This window comes from Streptomyces sp. NPDC059989, from assembly GCF_042736975.1.
GTDB lineage: Bacteria > Actinomycetota > Actinomycetes > Streptomycetales > Streptomycetaceae > Streptomyces.
Genome location: NZ_JBHWUO010000008.1, coordinates 109,914 through 128,058, shown reverse-complemented (window position 1 = coordinate 128,058; position 18,145 = coordinate 109,914). Strand labels below are relative to the sequence as shown.

The 18,145-nt window shown below is 70.5% G+C and carries 19 protein-coding genes; 5 read left to right on the top strand and 14 right to left on the bottom strand.

The annotated features are described in order from the left end of the window. Window positions 1-566: 566 nt before the first annotated feature. Both ACFWBN_RS09965 and ACFWBN_RS09960 read right to left on the bottom strand, forming a co-directional pair. Window positions 567-1,826: an MFS transporter gene (locus tag ACFWBN_RS09965; RefSeq protein ID WP_385173377.1), complete on the bottom strand. Its 1,260-nt coding sequence runs from the start codon at window positions 1,824-1,826 to the stop codon at window positions 567-569. Beyond that, window positions 1,807-2,247, bottom strand: a complete 441-nt coding sequence (locus ACFWBN_RS09960) for a hypothetical protein (protein WP_385173375.1) — start codon at window positions 2,245-2,247, stop codon at window positions 1,807-1,809. Before ACFWBN_RS09960 ends, ACFWBN_RS09965 begins: the two co-directional genes overlap by 20 nt. A gap of 40 nt (window positions 2,248-2,287) precedes the next feature. Between ACFWBN_RS09960 and ACFWBN_RS09955 the strand changes: the two genes are divergently transcribed. Next, window positions 2,288-2,785 carry a MarR family winged helix-turn-helix transcriptional regulator gene (locus ACFWBN_RS09955; RefSeq protein WP_385173372.1) on the top strand — a complete coding sequence of 166 codons (498 nt, stop codon included), beginning with the start codon at window positions 2,288-2,290 and terminating at the stop codon, window positions 2,783-2,785. Between the two features lie 43 nt (window positions 2,786-2,828). Here the strand turns inward: ACFWBN_RS09955 and ACFWBN_RS09950 are convergent, their stop codons facing one another. After that, entirely contained in the window at window positions 2,829-3,275 is a 447-nt protein-coding gene (locus ACFWBN_RS09950; protein WP_385173369.1) for a MarR family winged helix-turn-helix transcriptional regulator, read from the bottom strand. An 88-nt stretch (window positions 3,276-3,363) separates the two neighbouring features. Between ACFWBN_RS09950 and ACFWBN_RS09945 the strand changes: the two genes are divergently transcribed. Next, window positions 3,364-4,287: a zinc-binding alcohol dehydrogenase family protein gene (locus ACFWBN_RS09945; RefSeq protein ID WP_385173366.1), complete on the top strand. Its 924-nt coding sequence runs from the start codon at window positions 3,364-3,366 to the stop codon at window positions 4,285-4,287. Window positions 4,288-4,530: 243 nt separating this feature from the next. On the opposite strand, the gene ACFWBN_RS09940 is transcribed toward ACFWBN_RS09945, so the two are convergent. After that, the gene (locus ACFWBN_RS09940; RefSeq protein WP_385173363.1) at window positions 4,531-5,862 is read right to left on the bottom strand and encodes a class I SAM-dependent RNA methyltransferase; all 1,332 of its coding nucleotides are present in this window, start codon (window positions 5,860-5,862) and stop codon (window positions 4,531-4,533) included. A 98-nt stretch (window positions 5,863-5,960) separates the two neighbouring features. After that, window positions 5,961-8,015 carry an APC family permease gene (locus ACFWBN_RS09935; RefSeq protein WP_385173360.1) on the bottom strand — a complete coding sequence of 685 codons (2,055 nt, stop codon included), beginning with the start codon at window positions 8,013-8,015 and terminating at the stop codon, window positions 5,961-5,963. A 230-nt stretch (window positions 8,016-8,245) separates the two neighbouring features. Here ACFWBN_RS09935 and ACFWBN_RS09930 point away from each other — a divergent pair, with 230 nt between their 5' ends. Continuing rightward, complete coding sequence (locus ACFWBN_RS09930; protein WP_385173357.1) at window positions 8,246-8,914, top strand: potassium channel family protein; 669 nt, start codon at window positions 8,246-8,248, stop codon at window positions 8,912-8,914. Then, window positions 8,911-9,573 carry a TrkA family potassium uptake protein gene (locus ACFWBN_RS09925; protein WP_328928088.1) on the top strand — a complete coding sequence of 221 codons (663 nt, stop codon included), beginning with the start codon at window positions 8,911-8,913 and terminating at the stop codon, window positions 9,571-9,573. Before ACFWBN_RS09930 ends, ACFWBN_RS09925 begins: the two co-directional genes overlap by 4 nt. A 127-nt stretch (window positions 9,574-9,700) precedes the next feature. Here the strand turns inward: ACFWBN_RS09925 and ACFWBN_RS09920 are convergent, their stop codons facing one another. From ACFWBN_RS09920 to ACFWBN_RS09890, 7 genes are all read right to left on the bottom strand, one after another. Next, a complete protein-coding gene (locus ACFWBN_RS09920; protein WP_385173353.1) occupies window positions 9,701-10,432 on the bottom strand; it encodes a DUF3159 domain-containing protein in 732 nt (243 codons plus the stop codon). 3 nt (window positions 10,433-10,435) lie between these two features. After that, window positions 10,436-10,855, bottom strand: coding sequence for an OB-fold nucleic acid binding domain-containing protein (locus ACFWBN_RS09915; RefSeq protein ID WP_078626234.1), 420 nt, complete (start codon window positions 10,853-10,855; stop codon window positions 10,436-10,438). 25 nt (window positions 10,856-10,880) lie between these two features. Beyond that, the gene (locus ACFWBN_RS09910; RefSeq protein ID WP_385173350.1) at window positions 10,881-11,567 is read right to left on the bottom strand and encodes a response regulator; all 687 of its coding nucleotides are present in this window, start codon (window positions 11,565-11,567) and stop codon (window positions 10,881-10,883) included. Further along, window positions 11,564-14,179: a DUF4118 domain-containing protein gene (locus ACFWBN_RS09905; RefSeq protein WP_385173347.1), complete on the bottom strand. Its 2,616-nt coding sequence runs from the start codon at window positions 14,177-14,179 to the stop codon at window positions 11,564-11,566. Before ACFWBN_RS09905 ends, ACFWBN_RS09910 begins: the two co-directional genes overlap by 4 nt. Before the next feature lie 172 nt (window positions 14,180-14,351). Beyond that, window positions 14,352-15,125, bottom strand: coding sequence for a DUF3710 domain-containing protein (locus ACFWBN_RS09900; protein ID WP_385173344.1), 774 nt, complete (start codon window positions 15,123-15,125; stop codon window positions 14,352-14,354). A gap of 1 nt (window position 15,126) precedes the next feature. Then, a complete protein-coding gene (gene dut / locus ACFWBN_RS09895) occupies window positions 15,127-15,663 on the bottom strand; it encodes a dUTP diphosphatase (RefSeq protein ID WP_385173341.1) in 537 nt (178 codons plus the stop codon). Next, the gene (locus tag ACFWBN_RS09890; protein ID WP_385173338.1) at window positions 15,663-16,247 is read right to left on the bottom strand and encodes a PaaI family thioesterase; all 585 of its coding nucleotides are present in this window, start codon (window positions 16,245-16,247) and stop codon (window positions 15,663-15,665) included. The genes dut and ACFWBN_RS09890 overlap by 1 nt, the downstream gene beginning before the upstream one ends. 58 nt (window positions 16,248-16,305) lie before the next feature. On the opposite strand from ACFWBN_RS09890, the gene ACFWBN_RS09885 reads away from it, so the two are divergent. After that, window positions 16,306-16,794, top strand: coding sequence for a DUF3093 domain-containing protein (locus ACFWBN_RS09885; protein WP_385173335.1), 489 nt, complete (start codon window positions 16,306-16,308; stop codon window positions 16,792-16,794). Window positions 16,795-16,858: 64 nt separating this feature from the next. On the opposite strand, the gene ACFWBN_RS09880 is transcribed toward ACFWBN_RS09885, so the two are convergent. Both ACFWBN_RS09880 and ACFWBN_RS09875 read right to left on the bottom strand, forming a co-directional pair. Next, on the bottom strand, window positions 16,859-17,764 hold the full coding sequence (locus ACFWBN_RS09880; RefSeq protein WP_385173332.1) for a hypothetical protein: 906 nt from the start codon (window positions 17,762-17,764) through the stop codon (window positions 16,859-16,861). Between the two features lie 12 nt (window positions 17,765-17,776). Beyond that, complete coding sequence (locus tag ACFWBN_RS09875) at window positions 17,777-18,073, bottom strand: DUF4193 domain-containing protein (protein ID WP_030008769.1); 297 nt, start codon at window positions 18,071-18,073, stop codon at window positions 17,777-17,779. Window positions 18,074-18,145: the final 72 nt, after the last annotated feature.

Below are 18,145 nucleotides of genomic sequence, written 5' to 3'. Positions count from 1 at the left end.
TTGCGATCGTCGAGTTCGGCGATAGTGCTCATACCCGACTCGGGCCAGACCGTCTCGACAAGCCGACCGGACGACGTCTCGATCGATCCGAATAACGTCCCGGTCAAGGCTTCCTCCCTCGTTCAGCGAAACGTGGGGAGGATCAGAGCCCTGGCCGGCAACCCGGCACCGCACGAACACCCTTGAACGTGGTGGCCGTACGGACACAGCAAGCGCAATCCCCCGGTGCAACTTCTGTCAAGGAGTACACAGCCAACCGAATGAAGTCAGCCAGGGACGGAAGACATGAAAGCAGCCGCTGGCCGAGACCGGCTCTTCGTAGACTCCTCCAAGATCCGGTTGGCCCCTGATGTCACTCTGGTGAACACTCCCGCCGTAGTTCATGATCAAGCGAGCGCAGGGGCATAAAATCCCGCCGGATCAGAGCACGCGAGCCGAACTTCTCCGTGCTGCACGGGCATTGACGCCCTGCCACCGGACCGACCGTCACCGGCTGACTTTCGGACAGTCAACACCCCGCCCACGACACGCAAAAGTCCGGAGCATGTCGTGCGGGTTCTCGCTCATCAGGTCATGACCTCCTGGGGAGCAGTGGCGGTAGGGGCTTGGCTGGTGCTGACCGCGTGTGCCGGCAGCGACCGCTCGGCGCACAGGAGGATCGCCGCGCCGGTCAGGACCAACAGAGCGAGAACCGTCCACAGTTGCCATGGCCCGGCATCGAGCAGGAATCCCAGCAGCATGGGCGCGATGGTGCGGCAGACCGACCAGGACAGCTGGTAGACGGACAGGTACCGTCCCCGCAGGTGATCGGGGGCAGCCTGGACCGACAGGCCCTGCGAGGGTGCGGAGTGGACGAGTTCGCCGGCGGTGTAGAGCACCGCGACCGCCAGGACGGCGACGGTGGCGTCCGGGCCGCTGACGAACCGGGGAATGACGGCGAAGGCGGCGAAGGACAGGGCGAAGATCGCCGCACCGAGCGCGGCCGCACGTGGACGTCTGCCGCGCAAGGCCAGGCGGGCGGCGGGGACGCCGAGCGCGGCGACCAGAGCGGTGTTGACCGCGAAGACGGCCCCGGCCAGGGCATCGGGCATGCCGACATCGCGGGTGAGGAAGACCGGCAGGGCCATGGCCTGGGTGGTGTAGCCGAAGGCGATCAGGAAATTGGCCGCCGTGATGAGCAGGTACGGCCGGTCGGCGAGCACCTGCCGGTAACCGTCCCGTGTTCTCTCCGGCCGCTTGACGTCGCCGCGGACGTTCGGGATCCGGGCCACCAGTACCGCGGCAACAGCGAAGACCGCGGCCAGGACTTCAGCGGCGGCGATGAAGCCGGCGCTGCCGTTCAGCATCAGCATGCCCGCTGCCGCCAGGCTGCCGCATCCCATCCCGGCGTTGCGCAGGCTGCGGTCCCACGCCAGGAGACGGTCCCGCTCGGCGCCTTCGGCGATCTCACCGATGAGCGCGTGCTGGCTTGGCGATGAGGCCCACATACCGACCGCGACCACCAGGGCGATCGCCAGGAATGCGGGGTAGGAGTCGGCGAACGGGTAGGCGGCGAACCCGATCGCGCGCAGCGCGAGCACGCCGATGAGCACCCGTCGGCCGCCGAACCGGTCGATGAGGATGCCTGCGGCCGGCATGAACACCAACGCGCAGAGCCCGGCGACCGTGAGTCCCGCGCCGATCGACGTCAGGGACAGGCCGGTGAGCGAGTGGACGAACAGCATCGTCAGCGGCACGTAGATGCCGTCGCCGATCGAGCTGACCAGGCTCGCGGCGATGAGGCGGCGGCGGGTGCGAACGCCGGGTTCAGCGGACGTCGAGCGCACCGAGTCCCCGCTTCAGCTCGGCGAACGCTCCCGTCCCGGCCAGGGTACGAGTGGCCTGGAACAGCCGGATCGCCTCCTCGCCTTTGGGTATGGAGGTGAGGACGGGGCCGAAGAAACCTGCGCCATCCACGGTGACGACGGGTGTCCCGGCCTCTTCGCCGACCGCTTCCTGCCCGGCCTTGTGGCCGGCGCGCAGGGTCGCGTCGAATGCGTCGGTGTGAGCGGCCTTGGCCAGGGACGCGCGCAGCCCCGGCTCGTCGAGGGACTCGCTGATGACTGCGTCGTAGTCCTTGTTGCGCTCCACGTGGACGCGGCTGCCGGGCGCGGTGTAGAGGTCGCGCAGGACCGCGTTGCCGTGGAGGGCTTCGCCGGCCGCGCAGACACCCGCCGAGGCGGCTTGAGGAGCAATAGTATCTTCCATGGAAGATAAATTATCATCCGCGGAAGATATAGTGGAAGCCATGCAGCCCGACTCCATCGCCGCCATCGTCGAACAGTGGAAACGCGAGAGGCCCGATCTCGACGCGACGCCGATGCTCGTCACCGGCCGGCTCTTCCGGCTCACCGACGCGCTGGACCAACGACTGCGCCCGCCCTTCGCCGCCGCGGATCTGGGAAGCGGCGACTTCGACGTACTTGCGGCGCTTCGACGTTCCGGGGCGCCCTTCGCCCTGTCCGCGGGCGAGCTCAGCCGCACCGTCCTGGTCACCACCGGCGCGATCACCAAGCGGGTCGACCGACTCGAAGCCCGTGGCCTGGTCAGCAGGTCCGTCGCCGAGACCGATTCGCGCGGACGTCTCATCACCCTCACCACCGAGGGCGTCGAACTGACCGACGAGCTCATCGCCGTCCACCTGGACAACCAGCGCCGACTCCTCGCCGGGCTCAGCGGGGACGAGCAAACTCAGCTCGCCCGCCTGCTCGAACGACTTGCCTCAACTCTGGCCACCGGTGATTGATCACCCGCAGGCAATGTCGCAGGATCCGCTTTCGGGGAGCTCCTCATGGGCTCGCAGATGTCCGTGCTTCGTGGAGCCGAGTCAACAGGGCCATCAGCTGGTTCTGCTCATCCGGGTTGAGTGGTGACAGCAGCTCGGCGTTGGCGGCTTCGGCGAGAGCCGCGCAGCGGCCGAGGAGGGCCGCGCCCTCCGGCGTGACGGTGACGGCGTTCTTGCGGCGATCGGCGGGGTCCGGGGTGCGCAGGACGAGGCCCGCCTCCTGGAGGTGGTTGAGGATGCCGACCATGTCCTTGGGGTCGACGGCGAGTCTGCGACCCAGGTCGGCCTGGGCGACGGGGCCGTACTCGGCGGTCGCGGCCAGCACCGCGTGGTGCATGAGCTTGAGCCCCTCCCCCGCGATCGCGTCGGAAACCAGGCCCCGGCCGCGCGCCGCGACGCGGCCGACGAGCCAGGTCGGCAGGGACTGGATGTGCTGAAGGGCTGAGGTCATGCAGTCAGCCTAACCAAAATTCATTGGACTCCCCCACGACTTTCTGCCTATCGTTGGGATGCCCAATAAAATAAATCGGGGAGGTCCTGTGCTGCGCATCCGCCATGAGGTCAACGGTGGACCCGAGGTGCTGTTCGCCGAGGAGGTCGACCGACCCGAGGCGGGAGCCGGGGAGGTGCTGATCCGGGTCGAGGCCGCCGGGGTGACCCTGCCCACCGTGCGCAAGGTGCGGGAAGGCAGCGAGCCGATCTCGTTCGGCGGCGAGGTCGCCGGGGAGATCGTCGCCGCGGGTGCGGGCGTCACTGCCTTCGGCGTCGGAGATCGCGTCACCGGGCTGTGCTTCGCCGATGCCTACGCCGAGTTCGCGGTCTTGACCACCGCCATGACTTCCCGGATCCCGACCGGTGCGAGTGCCGTGGAGGCGGTCGCGCTGGTCCGCAGCGGGCTGGTGGCGCGCGGTGCCTACGAGGCCGCGCGCATGGAGCCCGGCGAGTCGGTGCTGGTCACGGCGGCGGCCGGCGCAGTGGGCACGCTCGCCCTCCAGTACGCGAAGGCCGGTGGGGCAGCACGCGTCGTCACCGCCGTCAGCAGCGCCGACAAGGCCGACTTCGTCCGAGGGCTGGGCGCCGACGAGGTCGTCCTGTACGAGGACGTCGACTGGGGCGCCCCGTACGACGTGATTCTCGACGGCGTCGGCGGCGACCTGCTGGGCCCGGCCGTGCGGGCTCTGGCGACGGGTGGCCGGCTGGTGGCCTTCAGCTCCGGCGGCGGCACGGTGGAGGCGTACGAACTCCTGGTCCGCGGCGCCTCGATGATCGGCTTCCAGATGCGGGCCATCGCCGTCGGCAAACCTGAACTCTACGACCGCTGGCTTCGCGAGCTCTGGCAGATGCGCGACGCGGGCACCCTGCGCACCGCCGTACACGAGGAGATCCCCCTCGGTGAAGCGGCCCGAGCCCACACCCTCATCGAGCAGCGCCGCAACCTCGGCAAGGTCGTCCTCATCCCCTAGATGGCTGCTTCAGGAAGCACGGCCCGCCGGCCATCCATCGCCGAGGAGATCGGCGTAAACGCCGGCCTGGGTGCGGGAGCGTGCCGCCCGGGCCTCCGTCCCCAGGCGGCCAACCCCGAATGACGTCACGCCGGAAACCGCGTCAGTCGTGCGTCAAACGTGCGTCACGTGCGTCGAACAGGCGTCAAGACATCGCCTGCAACGCACGTGGCGCACCTAACGCACACTCGTCGAACTCACAGGTCAGCGACCCTTTTCGACAGGCTCCAGGATCGCCACGCACTCCACGTGGTGCGTCATCGGGAACAGGTCGAAGACGCGCAGCGTGCGGACCTTGTAGCCGTTCTCCTTGAAGTAGCCCAGGTCGCGGGCGAGGGCCGCCGGGTCGCAGGCGACGTACGCGATGCGGCGGGCGGAGAGGCCCGCGATGTGGCGGACCGTCTGCTTGCCGGCGCCCGCGCGGGGCGGGTCCAGGACGACCAGGTCGCACTCGGTGATGCCGGTCTTCGGGAGGATCTGCTCGACCTTGCCCTGCTCGATGCGGACCCGGGGGAAGTCCGCCAGGTTGTGGCGGGCGTCCTCCACGGCGCGCTTCGTCGTCTCGATGCCGAGCACCGCGCCCGTGTCGCCGAGGCGCTCCGCCAGTGCGCCCGCGAAGATGCCGACGCCGCAGTAGAGGTCGAGGGCCATCTCGCCCTTGCGCGGCATCAGGCCCTGCATGACGGCCTTGATCAGGGTGTCGGCGGCCTGCGGGTGGACCTGCCAGAAGCCGCCCATGCCGACGCGGTACGTACGGCCGTCCGCGCGCTCGCGGACGAAGGGCCGGCCGTGGACGCGGTGGACGCCGCCGTCCTTCTCCTCGACTCGGAGGACCGAGACCGGCTTGTCGAGCTCCACGAGCGGGAGGCGGCCGCCGGGACGCGGGGTCAGGACGACCTGGCGGTCGCCCGAGCCGGAGGCGGCGATGGCCTCGACGGTGGCCATCTGGGGCCAGTCCTGCTGCTCGATGCCCAGTTCGGAGACGCCGGGAGCGGCGATCATGCAGTGGTCGATCAGCTCGATGTCGTGCGAGCGGTGCTTGCGCAGGCCGACGCGGCCGTCCTCGTCGATGGCGAACTGGACCCGGGTGCGCCACTGCGGAACCTCGCCCGCCGGCAGCTTGTCGCCCTCGGCCGGCATGACGGTGCCGTCCCAGCCGGCCTCCTCCGGGGTGAGCCCGGCGAGCCGCTTCAGCTGCTCGGCGACGACCTCGCCCTTGAGCCGGCGCTGGGCACCGGGCTTGGCGTGCTGCCAGTCGCAGCCGCCGCACTTGCCGGGACCGGCGTACGGGCAGGGGGCCGGCACGCGGTCCTTGGAGGCCTCCAGGACCGTGATCGCGTCGGCGCGCAGGAAGCGGGAGTCGATCTCGCCCTCCGTGACCTTGGCGACGACCTTCTCGCCGGGCAGGGTGTGGCGGACGAACAGGACCCGGCCGTCGGCGGTGCGGGCGATGCAGTGCCCGCCGTGTGCGACGGGGCCGACCTCGACCTCGTACTCCTCCCCGACCAGTGACTGCTTCTCGTTCTGCTCGGTCATGGTGGGGAGACTCCAGATGAAATGGGAGAGAAAAGGGGACGGCCGGACGACCGACCCACCAGTTTACGTGGATCTCGTCCGGCCGTTCACCAAGCGGCTCAGCCCTTGGCCGCGGGGTCCTTCGGGGGGCGCGGGGTGTTCACCGGACCGCGGCGCACCGCGCCCGGGGCGTTCCACTCCTGGCGCTTCTTGGCCCGCTTCTTCGCGATCTCCGAGGACTCCAGCTGGTAGGGCACCGAGGTGACCATCACACCGGGCGTGAAGAGCAGCCGGCCCTTGAGCCGCAGCGCGCTCTGGTTGTGCAGGACGTGCTCGTACCAGCGTCCGACGACGTACTCGGGGATGTAGACGCTGACCGCGTCGCGCGGGTTCTCGCTGCGCAGGCCCTTGACGTACTCCACCACCGGGCGGGTGATCTCGCGGTACGGCGAGTCGAGGATCTTGAGCGGAACGTTGATCCCGCGCCGCTCCCACTCGTCCCTCAGGGCCTTGGTCTCGACCGGGTCGACGCTGATGCTCAGCGCCTCCAGGGTGTCCGAGCGGGTCAGCTTGGCGAAGGCCAGGGCCCGCAGGGTGGGCTTGTGGACCTTGGACACCAGGACGATGGAGTGGACCCGCGAGGGCCGGATGCTGTCCTCGGAGGGGCCCTCGGCGGCGGCGATCTCGGAGGCGACCCGGTCGTAGTGCTTCCGGATCGCGCTCATCGTTCCGTAGAAGATCACCATGCCGAGCAGGGCGACCCACGCGCCGTGCGTGAACTTGGTGGCGAGGACGACGACCAGGACCAGGCCGGTGAAGAAGGCGCCGAAGGTGTTGATCGCCCGGGAGCGGATCATCTTGCGGCGCACCGCCGGGTCCCGCTCGGCCTTCAGGTGCCGGTTCCAGTGCCGGACCATGCCGATCTGGCTCAGGGTGAAGGAGACGAACACGCCGACGATGTAGAGCTGGATCAGCTTGGTCGAGTCCGCGTCGTAGATCCAGACCAGCAGGATGGCCGCGCCCGCCAGCAGCACGATGCCGTTGGAGAAGGCGAGCCGGTCGCCGCGGGTGTGCAGCTGGCGCGGCAGGTAGCGGTCCTGGGCGAGGATCGAGCCGAGCAGCGGGAAGCCGTTGTACGCCGTGTTGGCGGCCAGGAACAGCACGAGTGCGGTGGCGGTCGCCAGGACCACGAAGAGGAAGCTGCCGTTGCCGAAGACGGCCTCGGCCACCTGCGAGATCACCGGGTTCTGGACGTATCCGGCACCGACCGGGGTGCCGTCCTGCAGCAGGTCGGTGGCCGGCTTCTCGGCCATCCGCACGTTGGTGGCCATGGCCAGGCCGATGATCCCGCAGAACATGGTGACGGCCAGGCCGCCCATGAGGGCGAGGGTGGTCGCCGCGTTCTTGCTCTTGGGCTTGCGGAACGCCGGGACGCCGTTGCTGATCGCCTCGACGCCGGTGAGTGCGGCACAGCCCGAGGAGAACGCCCTGAGCAGCAGGAAGACCAGCGCGAAGCCGGCCAGGCCCTGGTGCTCGGCCTTGATCTCCAAATCGGCCGTGGGGGCCTTCATGGTGTCGTCGAGGACGATTCCCCGCCAGGCACCCCAGGCGATCATGATGAACACGCCCGCGACGAACACGTACGTTGGAATGGCGAAGAGCTTTCCGGACTCCTTCACGCCGCGCAGATTCATCAGCGTCAGGAGAAGGATCATGGCGATGGCCGAGAGCACCTTGTGCTCCACGACGAAGTCCACCGCCGAGCCGAGGTTCTCGACTCCGGAGGAGATCGAGACGGCGACGGTCAGGACGTAGTCGACGAGCAGGGCGCTCGCCACGGTGAGACCGGCCTTGGGCCCGAGGTTGGTGTTGGCGACCTCGTAGTCACCGCCGCCGCTCGGGTAGGCGTGGACGTTCTGCCGGTAGGAGGCGACCACGGTGAACATCAGCACGACGACCGCGAGGGCGATCCAGGGGCTGAAGTGGTACGCCGACACACCCGCGATCGACAGGACCAGCAGGACCTCGCCAGGGGCATATGCCACGGAGGAGAGCGGGTCGGAGGCGAAGACGGGAAGGGCGATCCGCTTGGGGAGGAGTGTTTCTCCGAGGCGGTCGCTGCGCAGCGCCCGGCCGATCAGGATCCGTTTGGGCACGTCGGTCAGTTTGGACACGCAGAGGATCGTAAGCGTTCGAAATGAGGCTGACGAACCCCCCACCCCTTCACACTGCAATCCCGCCGCAATTCCTCCCCGACTAGACCCCGACTGGACCCCGAGTGCAGCACAAGAGGTCACACTGGTGACCGCCCGTGTGTAGCTTGGGCCATGGTCTGAGACCCTGTTAAGCCAGAGCATGCAATGAGGCTGGGAACCAGCGAGCGCTGACAGCCGGAAGGACGGCCGTGCACATCGTCATCATGGGCTGCGGAAGAGTGGGCTCCGCCCTCGCCCAGACCCTGGAACAGCAGGGGCATACAGTCGCCGTCGTCGACCAGGACCCCACCGCATTCCGCCGGCTGGGAGCCGGATTCGGCGGTCGCCGCGTCACCGGGGTCGGCTTCGACCAGGACACCCTCCGGGAAGCCGGAATCGAGGACGCGGGCGCCTTCGCCGCCGTCAGCAGTGGTGACAATTCCAACATCATCGCCGCCCGCGTGGCCCGCGAGATGTTCGGAGTCGAGAACGTCGCCGCCCGCATCTACGACCCCAAGCGCGCCGAGGTCTACCAGCGCCTCGGCATCCCGACGGTCGCCACCGTGCGCTGGACCGCCGACCAGATGCTGCGCCGGCTGCTGCCCTCGGGCGCCGAGCCGCTGTGGCGCGACCCGAGCGGCGGCGTCCAGCTCGCCGAGGTGCACGCCTCCGCCGCCTGGATCGGCCACAAGGTCAGCCAGCTGCAGGAGGAGACGGGGGTGCGCGTCGCGTTCCTCACCCGCCTGGGCGAGGCCACGCTGCCCACGTCGGCGACGGTCCTCCAGGAGGGCGACCTCGTCCACGTGATGATGCGCACGGACGAGATCGACAAGGTAGAGGCGGCCTTCGCCGAGGGGCCTGAGGAGGCACACGCATGAGGGTCGCGATCGCCGGGGCAGGCGCGGTGGGACGTTCCATCGCGGGCGAACTGCTCGAGAACGGCCACGAGGTGCTCCTGGTCGACAAGGCCCCGACCGCCATCTCGGTGGAGCGGGTGCCGCAGGCCGAGTGGCTGCTGGCCGACGCCTGCGAGATCACCTCGCTGGACGAGGCGGCGCTGCAGCGCTGCAACGTGGTCATCGCGGCCACCGGCGACGACAAGGTCAACCTGGTCGTCTCCCTGCTGGCCAAGACCGAGTACGGGGTCCCGCGCGTGGTGGCCCGCGTCAACAACCCGAAGAACGAGTGGCTCTTCAACGAGTCCTGGGGCGTCGACGTCGCGGTCTCCACGCCGCGCCTGATGTCGGCCCTGGTCGAGGAGGCCGTCAGCGTCGGCGACCTGGTCCGGCTGCTGCGCTTCAGCCACGGCGACGCCAACCTGGTCGAGCTGACGCTCCCGGCCGACTCCTCGGTCGCGGGCACCCAGATCAGCGAGATCACCTGGCCCGAGGACACCTCCCTGGTCACCATCATCCGCGGCAACCGGGTCCTCACCCCGCACGCGGAGGAAACCCTGGAGCCGGGCGACGAGCTCCTCTTCGTGGCCGCCCAGGCCCGCGAGGAACAACTGGAGGACCTCCTCCAGGCCCGTCGGTAGGGGTTCAGCCCCGCCGGCGTTTGAGGCGCGGGGTCTGGGGCGGAGCCCCAGCGGCGGCGCCGCACCCGCACAACGCGAGGGGCGGGGGTGACCAGCCGGTCACCCCCGCCCCTCCGTCACTCCGAGGTCAGGCCTTCCGCTCCCCGGAGGCGGCAGCCTCGGCGGCCTCCTTGGCCTCCCACTCCGCGATCACATCGATCGGCGGCGGCGCCTTCGCCAGGAACACCCACGTGAAGTACACCGCCAGCACCATCGGCGGCAGCTTCAGCGCGATCAGCACCCAGCCCAGCTGCGTGTCGTCGCCCCACCAGTACAGCGGGAAGAGGATCGCGTACTTCGCGAGGAAGATGATCCCCCAGGCCAGGCTGGCCTTGGTGTAGGCCTTCTTGCGCCCGGGATTGCGCGTCCGCCAGGACAGGTTCTCCTTGAACACCGGCCCCAGGATCACGCCCAGCAGCGGGAAGCCCACCAGCGCCGAGACCGTGAAGGCCACGCCCAGGCCGGCGCCGTAGATCATGCCCGGCAGGTAGAACCCCTTGGCGGTGCCCGTGAAGAGGGCGAAGGCCACGCCCACGCCCACGCCGAAGACCCCGCTGAAGGCGTGCTTCACCGTGTCCCTGCGCAGCAGCCGCACGATCACCAGCAGGATCGCGACCGCGCCCGCCGCGATGGCGGACATCTGCACGTTCTTGTTGATCGTGTAGATCATGACGAAGAGCAGCCCGGGGAGCATCGTCTCCACGGTGCCCCGGACGCCCCCGAAGGCATCGAACAGCGCCGCCTGCGTCACCGCCTTCTGGTCCTCGGAGGGACCCGCGGCGGGGTCGTGCGGGGTGGTCGGTTTGTCGAATGACGTCACCGGTCAGTGCTCCTGTCCGAGCGGGCGGAGTTCGTACTTCGGGTTGAAGAGCACCCGACGGCCGTGGGTCATGGAGATCCGCCCGGAGGCGATCATGCGGCGACCGGGTTCGATTCCCACGATCGAGCGACGCCCGAGCCAGACCACGTCCAGCGCGGCGGAGCCGTCGAACAGCTCCGCCTCCAGAGCGGGTACGCCCGCCCGCGGCCGCAGGGTCACGGTACGCAGGGTCCCGGTCACCTTGACTATCTGGCGGTCGTGGCAGTCGCAGATCCGCGTGCACCCCGCGGCTTCTGCGTCCTCCTGCAGCTCCGCCGAATGCAGCTCCTCCTGAGAGGTGGACAGCCGCTCAATCATCCGGCGGAACCGGCCCGCCGGCCGGGCCGGCTTCGCGGGCTTCTCGGGACGCGGTTCAGCACTCATAACAGGAAGCGTACCGGCGCGCCCGCTACCTCTCGAAGCGGTATCCCATGCCCGGTTCGGTGATGAAGTGCCGCGGATGCGAGGGGTCCGCCTCCAGCTTGCGGCGCAGCTGCGCCATGTAGACCCGCAGGTAATTGGTCTCGGTGCCGTACGAGGGCCCCCACACCTCCTGGAGCAGCTGCTTCTGGCTGACCAGCTTGCCGCCGTTGCGGACCAGGACCTCCAGGAGGTGCCATTCGGTGGGCGTGAGCCGTACGTCGCGCCCCTCGCGTACGGCCTTCTTGGCGGCCAGGTCCACCGAGAAGTCCTCGGTCTCCACGATCACCTCGCCCTCGCCCGAGCCGGCGGCCGGCTCGGCGCGGCGGACGGCGGCGCGCAGCCGGGCCAGCAGCTCGTCCATGCCGAAGGGCTTGGTGACGTAGTCGTCGGCGCCCGCGTCCAGGGCCTCGACCTTCTCGTCGGAGGTGTGCCGGGCGGAGAGGACCAGGATCGGCACGCGGGTCCAGCCGCGCAGGCCCTTGATCACCTCGATCCCGTCCATGTCGGGGAGGCCCAGGTCCAGGACGACGACGTCGGGGTGGCGGGCGGCGGCCAGCTCCAGGGCGCCCGCTCCGTCGGCGGCCGCGTCGACCTCGTACTTGCGTGCCTTCAGATTGATCACGAGGGCTCGGACGATCTGCGGCTCGTCTTCCACCACGAGCACCCGGGTCATTGAGGTCCTGCCTTCTGTCGCGTCTTCTGGTCGAGATCGAAATCTACGGGGCCGGTACCGGCGGTGCCGCGGCCTTCGCCGTCCACCGTGACGGGGGGCGGCGCCCCGCCCCGGGCCGCCGCGCGCAGCGTGAGGACCATGGTCAGACCTCCGCCGGGGGTGTCCTCGGCGGCCAGGGTGCCGTCCATGGCCTCGGCGAAGCCGCGGGCCACCGCGAGCCCGAGGCCCACCCCGGCTCCGCGCGGCGCGTCGCCGTGCCGCTGGAAGGGGGCGAAGATCCGCTCCTTGGCCTCGTCGGGCACGCCCGGCCCGCGGTCGACGACCCGCACCTCGACGCGGTCGCCGAGGAAGCTGGCCGCGACCAGCACCCGCTCCCCGAGCGGGCTGTACTTGACGGCGTTCTCCACCACGTTGGCCACGGTCCGCTCCAGCAGCCCCGGGTCCACCGACACCATCGGCAGCGACTCGGGCACGTCCATGGTCACGCTGTTCTCCGGTACGCCGCCCAGCGCCATCGGGATCACCTCGTCGAGGTCGATCTCGCGGATCAGCGGGGTGACGGTGCCGGTCTGGAGCCGGGACATGTCCAGCAGGTTGCCCACCAGGTGGTCGAGGCGGTCGGCGCCGTCCTCGATGCCTTCGAGCAGCTCGGCCCGGTCCTCCTCGGACCAGTCCACGTCGTCGGAGCGCAGGGAGCTGACGGAGGCCTTGATGGAGGCCAGCGGCGTACGGAGGTCATGGCTGACGGCGGCCAGCAGCGCGGTCCGGATCCGGTTGCCCTCGGCCATCCGGCGGGCCTCCTCGGCCTCCCCGACCAGCCGCTGCCGGTCCAGGACCACGGCGGCCTGGGCGGCGAAGGCGCCGAGCACCCGGCGGTCCTCCGCGGGCAGCACCCGCCCGGAGAGGGCGAGCGCCATGTGGTCGCCGATCGGCATGTCCACGTCGGCGTCCTCGGGCCGGTCGACGGGCCGGGGGCCGACGCTGCCCGCCGGCTTCCACGGCTCGACGTCGCTCGCGCGCTCCAGCAGGGCCACGGACTCCATGGCGAAGGTCTCGCGCACCCGCTCCAGCAGCGCGTCCAGCGTGGTCTCCCCGCGCAGCACGCTGCCCGCCAGGAAGGAGAGGATCTCGGACTCGGCGCGCAGCCGCGCGGCCTGGTGGGTGCGCCGGGCGGCCAGGTCCACCACCGAGGCCACGGAGACGGCGACCCAGAAGAAGATCGCGATGGCGACGATGTTCTTGGGGTCGGAGACGGTGAACCGGTGCAGGGGCGGGGCGAAGAAGTAGTTCAGCAGCAGTGAGCCGAAGGCCGCGGAGGCCAGGGCGGGCCAGAGCCCGCCGAGCAGCGCGGCCGCCACGGTCAGCGCCAGGAAGAGCAGCATGTCGTTGGCGAGGCCGGGGTCCGCTTCGATGTGCGTGAGCAGCAGGCACAGCAGCATCGGGAAGACCACGCCCACGAGCCAGCCGGCCACGATGCGGGGCCGCCCGAGCCGGGCCGCCGAGCGGACCACGGGCAGGCCGCGCCCGCGGGCGACCTCCTCGTGCGTGACGATGTGGACGTCGAGGTCGGGCCCGGAGTCGCGGGCCACGGTCGCGCCGACCCCGGGGCCGAAGACGTACTGCCAGGCCTTGCGGCGGCTGGAGCCGAGCACGATCTGGGTGGCGTTGACCCCGCGCGCGAACTCCAGCAGGGCGTCGGGGACGTTGTCGCCGATCACATGGTGAAACGTTCCTCCCAGGTCCTCGACCAGGGTCCGCTGGATCGCGAGCTCCTTCGGCGAGGCCGCGGTCAGGCCGTCGCTGCGCGCGATGTACACGGCCAGGATCTCGCTGCCCGAGCCCTTGGCCGCCATCCGGGAGGCGCGCCGGATGAGCGTGCGCCCCTCCGGCCCGCCGGTGAGCCCCACGACGATCCGCTCCCGCGCCTGCCAGGTGGAGCGGATGTCGTGCTCGCCGCGGTACTGCTGGAGGTACTCGTCCGCGCGGTCGGCCACCCACAGCAGCGCGAGCTCGCGCAGGGCGGTGAGGTTGCCCGGGCGGAAGTAGTTGGACAGGGCCGCGTCGACCTTGTCGGACGTGTAGATGTTCCCGTGCGCCATCCGCCGGCGCAGCGCCTGCGGGGACATGTCGACCAGCTCGATCTGGTCGGCCCGCCGCACCACCTCGTCGGGCACGGTCTCCCGCTGCCGCACCCCGGTGATCGACTCGACCACGTCGCCGAGCGACTCCAGGTGCTGGATGTTCACGGTGGACACGACGTCGATGCCGGCCCGGAGCAGCTCCTCCACGTCCTGCCAGCGCTTGGCGTTGCGCGAGCCGGGCACGTTGGTGTGCGCGAGCTCGTCGACGAGCGCGATCGCGGGCCGGCGGGCGAGGACCGCGTCCACGTCCATCTCGGTGAAGGCCGCGCCGCGGTACGTCAGCTCCCGGCGCCCCACCTGCTCCAGGCCGTGCAGCATGACCTCGGTGCGCGGCCGCCCGTGGTGCTCGACGAAGCCGACGACGCAGTCGGCGCCCCGCTCCACCCTGCGGTGCCCCTCGGAGAGCATCGCGTAGGTCTTGCCCACACCGGGTGCCGCGCCGAGATAGATCCTTAGCTTGCCGCGTCCCATGCGCCCATTCTCGGGGACGCCCGCCCGGTCCACGCACCGATGCGGGCCCGCACGGACATCCCTGACGCATCCCTGACGCGGCGCGCGAAAGCCGGTGGGCCCCACCCCGAAGGAGTGGGGCCCACCGGCCGAAAACATGCGCCTGCCCCCGCGCGAGGGGGCCGACCCGGGGTCAGCGGACCTCGGTGATCTCCGGGCCGCGCTCCAGCTGGCCCATGCCGCCGCCGAAGCGGGAGCCTTCCTGCTCCTCCGTCTGCACGCCGTCCGGCACCATCTGGGCGTCGTTCGGCAGCTTCAGGACGATCGGGTCGCGGGGGGCCATCGGGCCGTCGCCGCGGACCACGACGGTGTCGCGGAAGATCTGCTCCAGGAGACCCGCCGACTCGGGGCGCACCGCGCCCTGGCCGGAGATGACCCCGCGCAGGAACCAGCGCGGACCGTCGACGCCGACGAAGCGGACCAGCTGCGCGCCGGTCTGCCCGTCCGGAAGCTGTACGGGCACCTGTGCCCGCAGCTCCCAGCCCAGCGGACCCTCGGCCTCGTCGATGATGCCGCCCTGCTGGGTGATGCCCGAGGCGATCTCCTCGCGGACCTCGCCCCAGATGCCCTCCTTGCGGGGGGCGGCGAAGGCCTGCAGCTGCACGGCGCTGTCCCCGAGCACCACGGTCGCGGCGACGATCGCGTCACCGGCGACCTCGACGCGCAGCTCCATGCCCTCGACACCCGGTACGAGGATGCCGCCCAGGTCGACCCGGCCGTCGGCCGGATTGCCGGGCACCTCGGAGACGTCCCAGGGGCCGTCGGGCCGCGGGGCCGGCGGCAGGTTCACGCGGCGCGGCTGCTCCTCGGCGGCATCGTCGAGCTCGTCCGTGCCGACACCGTCGACGACCTGCTCGGCCGCGCCGCCGTCCTTGGCGGAGTCGTTCTTCTTGCGACGTCCGAACACGTCACTGTCCTTCCCGGTCGGTTACGACCGAAGCGTAGCCATTCCCACCCTGTTGACCAGCGCCTGATCCGGCCACGGCCGCATGACCGCCGGTGGAGCCGAAACCCCCCTCGGCCCGGGCCGAGCCGGGAAGTTCCGCCACCTCGTGGAAGCGCACCTTCTCGACCCGCTGGACAACCAGCTGGGCAATGCGGTCGAAACGCTCGAACCGGACGCTCTCGCGTGGGTCGAGATTGACCACGATCACCTTGATCTCCCCACGGTACCCGGCATCCACCGTCCCCGGGGCATTCACGAGCGCGAGCCCGCAGCGGGCGGCCAGGCCCGACCGCGGGTGCACGAAGGCGGCGTACCCGTCGGGCAGCGCGATGGACACGCCGGTGGGCAGCACGGCGCGCTCGCCGGGCTCCAGCTCGGCGGCCTGCGTGGTGACCAGGTCGCAGCCGGCGTCGCCGGGGTGACCGTAGGCGGGGACGGGCACCTCGGGGTCGATCCGCTTGATCAGCACGTCGACGGGCACTTGGTTGTTCAGAGCCATCAGGGGTTCACCTCGAAGGCGCGTGCGCGCCTGACCTGGTCCGGGTCGGCCATCGCCGCCCGGATCTCCTCGGGCCGACCGTTGTCGATGAAGTGGTCGACCTTCACCTCGATGAAGAGCGCGTCCGCGCGCACGGCGATGGGGCCCTCGGGCCCGCCTATGCGGCCGACGGCGGTGGAGTAGATCTTGCGCCCGGCGACGGCGGTGACCTCGGCCTCCAGGTGCAGCACGGTGTCCACGGGGACGGGGCGCAGGAACTCGGTCTCCAGCCGTCCCGTCACGGCGATGACGCGCAGCAGCCAGTTCAGCGAGCCGAGCGTCTCGTCGAGCGCGGTGGCCAGCACGCCGCCGTGCGCGAGGCCGGGTGCACCCTGGTGCGCCGGCTTGACGGTGAACTCGGCGGTGACGCGCACACCCTCGCCCGCCCGGGCCTCCAGGTGGAGTCCGTGCGCCTGACCCTCGCCACAGCCCACGCAGTGCTCGTAGTGCGCACCGAGGAGCTCGCCGGGTGCCGGGGCATCGGGGTGCCGGACCGGCGCGGTGGCATCGGCCGGGGGCGTCAACGCTGTGTTTCGTCCACTCACAGGCGCAGACCTTACCCGCGCGGCTACCCGCCGGTCGCCTCGTGGCAGGCTTGACCGCATGCAGCTCTCCCCCGCGCACCACGACGAACGCCTGACCGCCCCCCGCTCCTGGTGGGGCATCGCCGTACTGATCGGTCTCGCGTGCGCGCTGATGCTGCTGCCGCTGGGCGCGCTGCCGGCGCTGGCCGGCCTGGTCGGCGGCTCCGCGCTGTCGGGGCTGCTGGTGAGCTCGTACGGCTCCGCGCGCGTGCGCGTGGTGAACGGCGCACTGGCGGTCGGCGACGCCCGGATCCCGGTGGCGGCCCTGGGAGAGCCCGAGGTCCTGGACGCCGAGGAGTCGCGCGCCTGGCGCACGTACAAGGCCGACACCCGCGCCTTCATGCTGCTGCGCAGCTACGTCCCGACGGCGGTCCGCGTCGAGGTCACCGACCCGTCGGACCCGACCCCGTACGTGTACGTCTCCACCCGCGAACCGGAAGCCCTGGCCGCGGCGATCCGCACCGCGAAGAACACCCCCGCCGGGAAGGACAGCCCCGCCGGCGTTTGAGGCGCGGGGGCTCGGGGGCGGAGCCCCCGCTGGGGGCACCTCCCAGCGGTAGCCGGGGGAGGCCTCAGCCGTGCGCTTGGGTATCCGGCCCCTCAAGGGCGGCCCTGGTGGCCTCGGGAAGGGGCTGGGAGGGCTGCTCAAGGCGCGGCAACGCGTGCAGGGCATCCCACGCCACGGCGCGCCCCCGCAGGTCACCACGCACCTTCTCGGCGAGTTTCCGGGTGTCCCGGCGGTTCATGACCGCCCCGACGGCCGCGCCCACCATGAACGGCATCAGGTTGGGCAGGTTGCGGAACATCCGCTTCATGATCTGCTGGCGCAATTCGCGCTTCATCTGACCGCCGAGCGCCGCGTTCAGCGTCGTCGGCTTGGTCAGGTCCACCCCGCGTTCCTCGGTCCACGCGGTGAGGTAAGAGACGCTGCGCTCCCGGAGGGTTCCGGGCGGGCGCAGTCCGTAGACCTCGTGGAGCTCGGCGATGAGCTTCAGCTCGATCGCCGCGACCCCGGTGATCTCCGCGGCCAGCTCCGCCGGCATCGCGGGCGGGACGGGCAGCATGGCCGCCGCTCCGATGCCCGCACCGACGGCGGACGTGGCATTGGCGGCGCCTGCGATCAGCTTGTTCGCGAGCTGATCGGGGTTGAGGCCCGGGAACTGCGCGCGCAGCGTCGCGAGGTCCCGAACCGGAACGCGCGGTGCGTTCTCGATGATCCTGTCGGTGATGTAGAGGGCGGCGTCCCTGACACTTCCGCCGCCCTTGCGTACACCGTTCCTGACGGCTTGCAGCCGACGAGTCCCGGACCGCTGCCGGGACACCTCGTCGACTTCTGTGGAGGGCACGGCACTCTCCTCGATGGCGGGGCCGCCGGGGGCTCCAGGACCCGTCTCCGGGTCCGTGGTTCCCGCCTGCGTCTCCGCCGGGTCACCCGATGTCCGGAAGCGACGCTTCCGGAAAGGTGTCGAGCCAGCCACGGCCGACGCCTCTCAGTCGCAGTCGCGACAGATCGGCTGACCGTTCTTCTCGCGTGCCAGCTGGCTGCGGTGGTGCACCAGGAAGCAGCTCATGCAGGTGAACTCATCGGCCTGCTTGGGCAGGACCCGGACGGCGAGTTCCTCGTTGGAGAGGTCCGCGCCCGGAAGCTCCATGCTCTCGACCGAGTCGAATTCGTCCATGTCCGCGGACGAAGTGGACTTCTCGTTACGTCGGGCCTTCAGCTCTTCAATGCTGTCGTTGTCGACGTCGTCGTCCGTCTTGCGTGGGGTGTCGTAGTCCGTTGCCATTGTTCGCTCTCCCCCTCTGGGTGTTAGCGGTGTCTCAGCGCACGTAACGCGCGAGAGGCCGGACTTGTGCCC